Here is an 8,385-nt window from a genome sequence, read left to right as displayed (position 1 = left end):
CTCGTCGCTGGCCGCGGTGATTTGCACCGGAATAAAAGACGATGTCGAAGACGGCGGCGACGCAAGGGGCTGGGTATGTTTCCGTATCCATTTCCAAACGAGGTTCGCGTTCACCCCGTGATCGCGCGCGAGTTTCGATACCGATGCGCCAGGTTCAAGGCAGGCCGCAATAAGGCGGTCTTTCGAACTTTGATCGAAACGGCGTCTCCCATTCCTACCGACCAGCCGCACGGCAAGTTTTTGACCTTCTTCCATCACTTGGTGTCCACCTATTTTGGTGGACACCTCATGCCAAAGCTCACTCAATTGCAGAAGGTGCGGGGAAAATCGCGCTTACTCTGAAATGGTGCCCCATGCCGGAATCGAAGCATGCGCTTGCCTCCTGCAATTTCAAATGCTTAGCTTCTCGACTGCGGCTGTTTCTGTAGCAATTTACTGTAACAGATGCAACTTCGTGCTCAACAGGCTGCATATTTTTGCCAAAAGAGAATCTCAGGATACACCATGAAGGTTGCGCCGTGCTTCCCCTCGTGACGCCGTCGTATCGCTTTGCCTAATCCGAGGGTACAGTCGCCAACGGGACTGCAGCAGACCATGGGCGCCTATATGGGACGGCACAAGCTCGATGGAGCACCAAAAAACACGGATTGAAATCGAACTAATTTGATATCGAATGAAACCTTAATTCTGCACTTCAGACCGACGACAGGGCTGATGCTAGGAATGGTAGTTGAGCGTCCGAAGGAATCGAGGCGGAAGGGCCAAGCATTACGCCCGATCAGTTCTGATCTTCGCTGGGGCTAGGGCTTTCCTGGTTAGAGTCACTGTGTTCGCTTCGGCTGCTGCTTGAGGGCTCTTCACACACGGGATCGGGCGAGCAGTCTGTGCACGCGCCGTCAGAGTCGATCTTGCATAACTTGCAATGACCGGTGTAGCACATGTCGCCCGGCTGTTTCGCCATTTGTCCAGGTCCCATGGGGATCGGGGTTTCATCTCTTTGCGTCGGGGAAGGCGCATCTTGAGCCAACGCGGCGTTGGGTACGGTCATTAGCGCTATTACAACAGAAATCGCCCTTACCGTTTGCCATGTGCTCATCTGCACTCCCTCCACACTGAAGGTGAATATGTGTAATCGTCAGTGTACCAGCTGATTCAGTTCAGTGAGGTTCCTTCGGGTGGGATGCACTCATCCTTGCTAACTTCGCTCTCATACTCAGCCCTGTCGGTCTCATAGGTTGAGCCTTGATAATAGAGCTTCCCGTCCACGGTAACAGTTCTTTTGTCCGCATCAGACTCAGCTATCGTACGAATTTTTGTCGAGCGTATCACGTTTCCATTGAGCGCCCTGATCTCTTGGTAAACCTCAGCGGTGAGGACGGCAGAGATGTGTATTGGAATGGTCACGCCCTTCTCAACGTCGCGAATTGAGATGATATATTTCTTGTGCGAGGGGATCTGGTAATGAAGTGGTTCGTCTATATCCCGCCCTAGGTCCTTATAGTATTCCTGCCCTTCGTTTAACGAGTGAGTCACCGTCTCCTTTACGCCTTCGCCATACTTTCCGCCGATCAATTTAAAAAAAGACGCGTCAACACTAAAGCTCATCGACGCTTCCGACACGTTGGTAACGACCGTGTTTGTTGTAAATTTGAGATGTTCATCAGTGTGAATCTTAACAGTCCGGTCAAATACTGAATCTTTCGAAAGGCAATTTTTGAGCGTGTAGACGCGACTCTCATTCTTAGCATCGATATCATCGATTTTTGGTTGATCGCGCTTAATGCTAAACAACTGATCGATCTTGATATTCTTCATTACGGTAAATATCTCGCACGGCACTTTCTTCGCCTGAAATCCGCTGTGTTCTTCCAGGGGCAGGCATTCTTCTTTGCGTCCAGCCTTACCTAAGGTAATTCCAAAGTTTTTAGCCAAAAGAGCCTGGGCATCAATGGTGGTTACGACTTCGTCGTCTGCTTTACACACGGCGGTGTGGATAGCTAGCGAGGGTAACAGAAAGAGTGCGACCAGATTGCCTCGCATTGGCCCCTCGTTCCAACATTCGTCTGCCCAACAGTAACATCGCCGGCATGCCGCTGCAACTTATAGATTATCGGGAATTCCCATGCCATGCCGTGCCGGCGAGCCCACACGGATCGCTGCAGGTAGCGTTGTGCAGGCAGGTATCGCAATTTTGTTCTTCGTCCTGACAGACGGCTGAGCGTCCAAAGATTGGGGCAATGGGTCATTGCCGGCGCTCGCTGCCGATATGTTTGGTTTGCACGCTGGAGTATGGCTTAAGTCAACAAATCGTTTAAAGGTTTTCGAGTAGCATTAAGGCCTCAGATGTGGGATTATTATGCGTCCGCTCACCTCTCAGAATGTCGAATCAGAATTGAGCTATGCTTACATCCACGCAGTGGCGGCCAGTGCCAGCATGGGATGCGAGGTCGCCGGCAGGCATGACGATGGTGCGGGGATCGACGCGAAGATAACAGCTTGGGGGCCGTTTTCGGGAGGCGTTCTTCAGGAAGTTGACTTGAAGGTCCAGCTCAAGGCTACTGTCAAGCCGCCTTCCATTGTCGGCAGCAGTTTTTCTTATAGCCTCGCCGGCATCGCACGGTATGATGATCTGCGGTCGGTTGAAGTCGCCACCCCTCGAATACTGGTGGTGTTGTTTCTACCTGCTCACGCTGAGGATTGGCTATCCCATTCGGATGATGCTCTGCTGCTGAGAAATTGCGCCTACTGGGTTAGTCTGCGTGGTGCGGAATCCTCTTCTAACGCGACCTCTCAGACAGTGTATCTGCCGAGGGTTCAGAAGTTTAACCCAGTCGGATTGGCCGGGCTGATGACCTCGTTGTCGAGATTCGAACTGCCGACCTACAAGGGAAGCGAGCCTTGAGCGAAAGATCATTGATCACCCCAATGGACCTGCGCGACTTCCTAAAGGCTCGGGGCTGGTTTCTGCAGAAGGAAGCTTTACAGCATCGTTATTATGCAATGTCCAGCGCTCAGTATCCTCGCCGCCAGCTCGTATTCCCGATGGATATCACCGCGGACTACGATGAAACGCTGAGACAAGTTATTGGGAAATTCGCTGACATTACATCGACGAAATGGCAGGCCATATGGTCTGAGCTGGCGACCGTGCGTGATGACGTTCTGCGCTTCCGCGTGTTCTTCGACGGCGACGATAGGTCTCTACCACTGTCGTATGCCTCGACGCTCGTTGCCAGCACCGAGAAGCTGCTTAAGGCTTCAGCGTGCACTGTAGTGATACCCCGCACCAATCATCCCCGCCTGAACCTGACCGAGGCCAATCAATTCGTGGAGAAGTCTCGGTTCAATCAGACGGAGGAAGGTAGCTTCATTCTTAGTGTTTCGTGCCCGGTCAACTCGATGGATGCGCAAAGTCGGATCGAGTTTGACGCTGATGATGCGCCGTTCGTGAGAAAGGTGACACTCTCCCTTCAAAAGGCACTGGGGGAGTTGGTGACCGCGATAGAAGGGGATGCGCTCGAAACGCTGGTTGATGATCTGAAGGCGTCGGATGCGCCTCTCATTTCATCTAATCTGTGTGACGCCCTTCTGGGTATGCATGATGAGCATGTCGACAATTCCTTGGACATAGGCTTTGAATGGTCCTCTCTGCGTGAGGCCCCGAAGTTACACAACCTTCCACGCCTTCGCTTCCAACGTGACTATTTCTCCCGTGTCGAGGAGGTCCGTCGAGAGCTAATCGCTCAGGAAAAGGACGAGATGGACTCTTACATCGGCACCGTCGAACGTCTCGAAGGTGAGATGGGTGAGGATGGGAGAAGGTCAGGTCCGGTCGTACTCGCGTTGTTACTCCCTGAAGGGGAAATCGTCCGCGCTCGCACCGTACTGGACGCCGATGCCTATTTCAAAGCCGATAAGGCTCATATGTCAGCTGGTGCTTATGTGCGAGTAACGGGTGTTCTTCGGCAGGGACGGCAACCCCGCGCGTTAACTGAGGCAAAGAGTTTCGAACTTTTGACAGCGTAGTACTCAACGCGCAGTAAGTGCACCGGCTTGGGTGCCTCGAAAACGCACAAGTGCCCGCGACGAACGCAATCGAGATTATTTCGGCAGAAACGCCCTAACACGTTCGAAAAGCTGATCCCGAATTCCACAGCTATTTGCTCGGTGGCCTTTCGTTTGGCCCCAGATGTTTGCACCACAAAAACCTCAGGCGGCATCATTGAAGATGGATATGGCAATCTACCCCCGTGGCCCCGTCAAGATCTATTCGCCCCAAGGCGCGTTTCAATTGGCATGACCCGAGATGACATTCTGCCAGCGTTTCCCTCAACGGGATAGACACAGACCGTAGGCAACCGTGGGGCTACTGCGATTCGCATGCTCTGCTGCGTATGAATTTTACACGCACAACGAAGGTTGTCTTCGTACACGGCTGCTTCTGGCATGGTCACGCCGACCATCACTGCAAACTCTCACGACCGCCGAAATCCAGGATCGACTACTGGGGGCCTAAGCTTGCGCGTAATAGGGAGCGGGATAGTGCGAATGAAGAAATGTTGAGATTGGCGGGTTGGGATGTTCTCATTGTGTGGGAGTGTCAACTCCGAGATCGCGAGGCGTTGGTCTCACGTCTTGTTGAATTCCTCAGCCCATCGCGCTCACCTGTTGATTGATGGACGCTCTCGTGTGGATGAAGCGTAGCGAAGCCGTAGTCATCTTCAGGCAAGGTACTGTTGCCACGGCATCACCTTGGAGGAGCAGGAGGCAGCATACGCGACCGGCAGGGCTCCAGAGCACCGCCGGCTGACGTGCGAATACAAGATGATGGCCGAGGCAATGCTCACCGCACTTAAAGGACGGTTGGACCAAGCGGACGAGCTTGAGCGCCACGCGGAGGGGCTTGAGCGCCTTGCCGCATTCGCTGGCCGGGCTGAGGAGACGATGCACTGAGGCGAGAGCCACATTAACCGAATGACACCGGCACCGCTGATGGCTCATGGGAGGCTGGCGGTGCTGCAATTCCAAACGCACGCTTCATTGCTCGCCCCAGGACAACACGTTTTACCGCCTTGGAGCCGTAGTGCTTCTCGCTGGCTCCCGCGTTCAGATGGCCGAGGATTGCGGCCTTGTCAGTCGGGTGTACGCCCGCAAGGTCACAGCGATCCGCCATGTTGTGACGTAGTGAATGGACGGTATGGAGTGGGTTGTCTGTGGCCTTCCGTAGCCACTTCATCAAGGACTGGGAGGCCGTGTTTGGCCCCACGGGACCAGCGTATCGGGCGAACGCAAAGACGGCCCCTCGCACCGCATTAAGGCTTTCCTTTGCCGCTTCCAAGGTGTCGCCCACCAGCGGCACCTCCCGTTCCGAAGAAGCGTTCTTCAGCCGCCTTGCATCGTGACTGACAATCCGCAGGTGCGGCGTCTCACCGTCAAGGGCAATATCCTGGACCCTAAGACCGGTCACCTCTGCCAGACGGCAGCCGGTTCCTTCGAGGAGACGCCAAATCAGCTTCAGGTCTGGATTTGCCTTCGTCATGATGAGCGATCTTGTAGCCGCGATCACATCGGTTGGCAGCGGCTCCCGCGCCTCCTTGTCTGTGATGACGCTCTTCGGAAGCTCAATACCGGTGAACGGATTATCCATGCTCCTGAGCTTCTTGTCACGGTATAGCGAAAAAATGCCTTTGAGGTCATTGAGTTCTCGGCGAACCGAGGAGGGCTTCAAGTTGCCCTTGCCCAGCAGGTAGTCACGAACCTTATATGCGTCCTCAACGGTCCAGTCGGGCAGCGTGGGGATTTCCCCCAATGCCGCCTTTACGGTGCGCATCATGGCTTCAAGGCGTGTCTTTCGTTTCTTTTGGGCGAACGGGCTGCCAGACACCCGCTCCGCAATGTAGAATTTCTTCGCCTCCTCAAGGGTGGGCTTCGAAGGGGCAGCAGCGGCCACGAGGATAGGTTTCGGGGTTTCGACTACGTCACCGGCATTCCGCTGTCGTTTGGCCTCAGCGGCTCTTATCGTTGCGGCATAGATGGCCCTCACGACCAACGGCCAGCTAGGCGAACCGTCTGCAAGACGTATGTCTATGCCATCCCAGGTGAGGACGTCTTGTGCCTCTTCGAGTATGAACTCCGAGACCCGACCACGGGCGAATTCCTTACGGTTCTCCGCGTCCAACAGTTCCAGCCAGTCTGCGGCTTCGTCGAACTCATCGTCTTTAAGACCGTCAATGCGGCGTTCTTCATCTTCTTCCAGCAGGTGAGCGAAGTAGACGTCACCTATGACTTTGATCTGTCCTTCCGTCAGTTCCTCTAATGGAGGCTCCAGCAGTCGCGCCTGCTTCCTCCTGTGATCTTCGAAGAGCGAGGTAATGGCGGCGCTTTCCTGTCGCAGTCGGTCAATCGCGGTGCGCCTGTCCTCTGTTCGCAGCGACTTCCAGATTTCCACCTTTCCTAAAGACTTTTGAATATCGCTCGGCACAGGTGCCCGGAGATAGAAAGTCCTGCCTCTAAGGGTCATCCAAGGATAAGTGGTCACGTCTTCCATGCCTCGCGCTGTAGCAGTTTGCTGTAGCAGATGGAAGATCAAGTCATTGAAATCTAGCAAGTAATTGACTTACTTGAAGATTTTTGGTGCCCCATGCCGGAGTCGAACCAGCACTTCTTTCGAAACTCGATTTTGAGTCGAGCGCGTCTACCAATTCCGCCAATGGGGCAACGGATCGCAACGAGGCGGGTGTCTAACATGTGATTGGCCGGGCGCGCAAGACGGGTTGCGAAGGAATGCGTCTTGTTTTCCGAGACTTGCAATTCGGCCCATGGCGGCAGGGGGCGCCATGAGCCGTTTTGTCTCTTGAGTCGCTGGCCTCAGTGGGCCATTGCCGGGGCCTTGCCGGTCGAGCCGGAGCGGCTGATCGTTAGCGCCAGGATTGCGGCGAGCACGCAGAAGGCGCCGGCGATGAAGAAGGCAGGTAGGTAGGTGCTGAGTTCGGTGCGCGACAGGCCTGCACCATAAGCCGCTGTGGCGGCGCCGAGCTGGTGGGCGGCGAAGACCCAGCCGAAGACGAGGCCGGCTTTTTCGCGACCGAAGCGGTCGGCGGCGATCTTGACGGTCGGCGGCACGGTGGCGATCCAGTCGAGGCCGTAGAAAACAGCGAAGATCGACAGGCCGTAGAAGGTGAAATTGCTGAAGGGCAGGTAGATCAGCGACAGGCCACGCAGGCCGTAATACCAGAAGAGCAGCCAGCGATTGTCGAAGCGGTCGGACAGCCAGCCGGAGCCGATCGTGCCGAAGAAATCGAAGATGCCCATGACGGCCAGCACGCTGGCGGCGGCCACCGGTACGATGCCGAAATCGCCGCAGAGTGTGACGAAATGCGTCTGGATCAGGCCGTTGGTCGAAAGGCCGCAGATGAAGAAGGTGGCGGCGAGAATCCAGAAGGTGGAACTCGTGGACGCTTCTTTCAGGATGACGAGGGGCGAGGCCAAGGCGGCCTTGAGGTTCTTGGTGGCGGGCGGCGTCGGCGAAACATGGAGTTCACCGACGAGCGGCAGATTGACGTCGGCCGGGCGGTCGCGCATCAGCAGCAGCACGACTAGAGCGGCAATGACGATCATGCCGCAGACGAAGAGCACGGTGGTGCGCCAGCCGTAGCGTTGCGTCAGCTCCGCCATCAGCGGCAGGAAAACAAGCTGGCCGGTGGCCGAGCTTGCCGAGAGCATGCCGACGACGAGGCCGCGATGCTTGGTGAACCAGCGCGTCGATACCGTTGCGGCCAGCACCATCGCGGTAAGGCCAGTGCCGAAGCCGATGACGATGCCCCAGCAGAGCAGCAACTGCCAGACCTGCGTCATGAACAGCGAGCCGATGAAGCCGGCGCAGATGGTGATCAGCGCGAAGACGATGACCTTGCGGACGCCGAAATGGTTCATGAAGGCGGCGGCGAACGGGCCCATCAGGCCGAACAGCAGCAGGCGAACGGCAAGAGCGGAGGAGACGGAGGATGTGCTCCAGCCGAACTCGTCTTCCAGCGGCTTGATGAGCACGCCTGGCGCACCCATGGCGCCGGCGGTGACCAGCATGGTCAGGAAGGTGGCGCCGACGACGACCCATCCATAGTGGATGTTGCGCCGGGCAAGCGTCGAAGCAAGGACTGTGGAAACCATGAGGTGCGTTCCGATAAAGTTGCGTGTCTTGACGTCTGGATCAGAAGGGTGGCGAAAGCGCTCGATCGCGGACGTCCAGGGGTACCGTGTCCGCTTCTAGCGCCATGCCGTTCTCCCGGCTTGAACGTTTGTGTAAAGGCATTTACATGATTGCTGTCATATTTGTTGCATATTGATGATGATCATCATATAAATTGTCAATACAGATTTATTGATGCT

The 8,385-nt window shown here is 55.6% G+C and carries 6 protein-coding genes and 1 tRNA gene; 2 read left to right on the top strand and 5 right to left on the bottom strand.

The window, feature by feature from the left end:
- On the bottom strand, positions 1–258 hold a 258-nt coding region (gene tnpA, locus K290_RS36600), incomplete at its 3' end, for an IS66-like element accessory protein TnpA (protein ID WP_154668693.1).
- 894 nt (positions 259–1,152) lie between these two features.
- Positions 1,153–2,040: a hypothetical protein gene (locus tag K290_RS0128485; RefSeq protein ID WP_028754961.1), complete on the bottom strand. Its 888-nt coding sequence runs from the start codon at positions 2,038–2,040 to the stop codon at positions 1,153–1,155.
- Positions 2,041–2,356: 316 nt separating this feature from the next.
- On the opposite strand from K290_RS0128485, the gene K290_RS35240 reads away from it, so the two are divergent.
- Both K290_RS35240 and K290_RS0128475 read left to right on the top strand, forming a co-directional pair.
- Complete coding sequence (locus tag K290_RS35240) at positions 2,357–2,902, top strand: DUF4365 domain-containing protein (protein WP_051264247.1); 546 nt, start codon at positions 2,357–2,359, stop codon at positions 2,900–2,902.
- Positions 2,899–4,026: a hypothetical protein gene (locus K290_RS0128475; protein ID WP_154668692.1), complete on the top strand. Its 1,128-nt coding sequence runs from the start codon at positions 2,899–2,901 to the stop codon at positions 4,024–4,026. The genes K290_RS35240 and K290_RS0128475 overlap by 4 nt, the downstream gene beginning before the upstream one ends.
- 940 nt (positions 4,027–4,966) lie before the next feature.
- On the opposite strand, the gene K290_RS35960 is transcribed toward K290_RS0128475, so the two are convergent.
- The 3 genes from K290_RS35960 to K290_RS0128455 form a co-directional block, all read right to left on the bottom strand.
- Positions 4,967–6,547 carry a DUF6538 domain-containing protein gene (locus K290_RS35960; protein ID WP_081670458.1) on the bottom strand — a complete coding sequence of 527 codons (1,581 nt, stop codon included), beginning with the start codon at positions 6,545–6,547 and terminating at the stop codon, positions 4,967–4,969.
- A gap of 84 nt (positions 6,548–6,631) precedes the next feature.
- Positions 6,632–6,716: transfer RNA gene (locus K290_RS0128460), tRNA-Leu, on the bottom strand.
- A 151-nt stretch (positions 6,717–6,867) separates the two neighbouring features.
- Positions 6,868–8,166 (bottom strand): MFS transporter, encoded by a 1,299-nt coding sequence (locus tag K290_RS0128455; RefSeq protein WP_028754958.1) that lies wholly within the window; start codon positions 8,164–8,166, stop codon positions 6,868–6,870.
- Positions 8,167–8,385 lie beyond the last annotated feature (219 nt).

Origin of the sequence: Rhizobium leucaenae USDA 9039, assembly GCF_000426285.1 — a bacterium.
Lineage (GTDB): Bacteria > Pseudomonadota > Alphaproteobacteria > Rhizobiales > Rhizobiaceae > Rhizobium > Rhizobium leucaenae.
Note: the sequence above shows the minus strand (reverse complement) of the source record. Positions and strands in the feature narration are given on the sequence as shown.

What these genes read in the sequence shown, in the direction of transcription:
- K290_RS0128485 (WP_028754961.1), bottom strand. Translation starts at nt 2,040, where the DNA reads ATGCGAGGCAATCTGGTCGCACTCTTTCTGTTACCCTCGCTAGCTATC.
- K290_RS35240 (WP_051264247.1), top strand. Translation starts at nt 2,357, where the DNA reads ATGCGTCCGCTCACCTCTCAGAATGTCGAATCAGAATTGAGCTATGCT.
- K290_RS35960 (WP_081670458.1), bottom strand. Translation starts at nt 6,547, where the DNA reads ATGGAAGACGTGACCACTTATCCTTGGATGACCCTTAGAGGCAGGACT.
- K290_RS0128455 (WP_028754958.1), bottom strand. Translation starts at nt 8,166, where the DNA reads ATGGTTTCCACAGTCCTTGCTTCGACGCTTGCCCGGCGCAACATCCAC.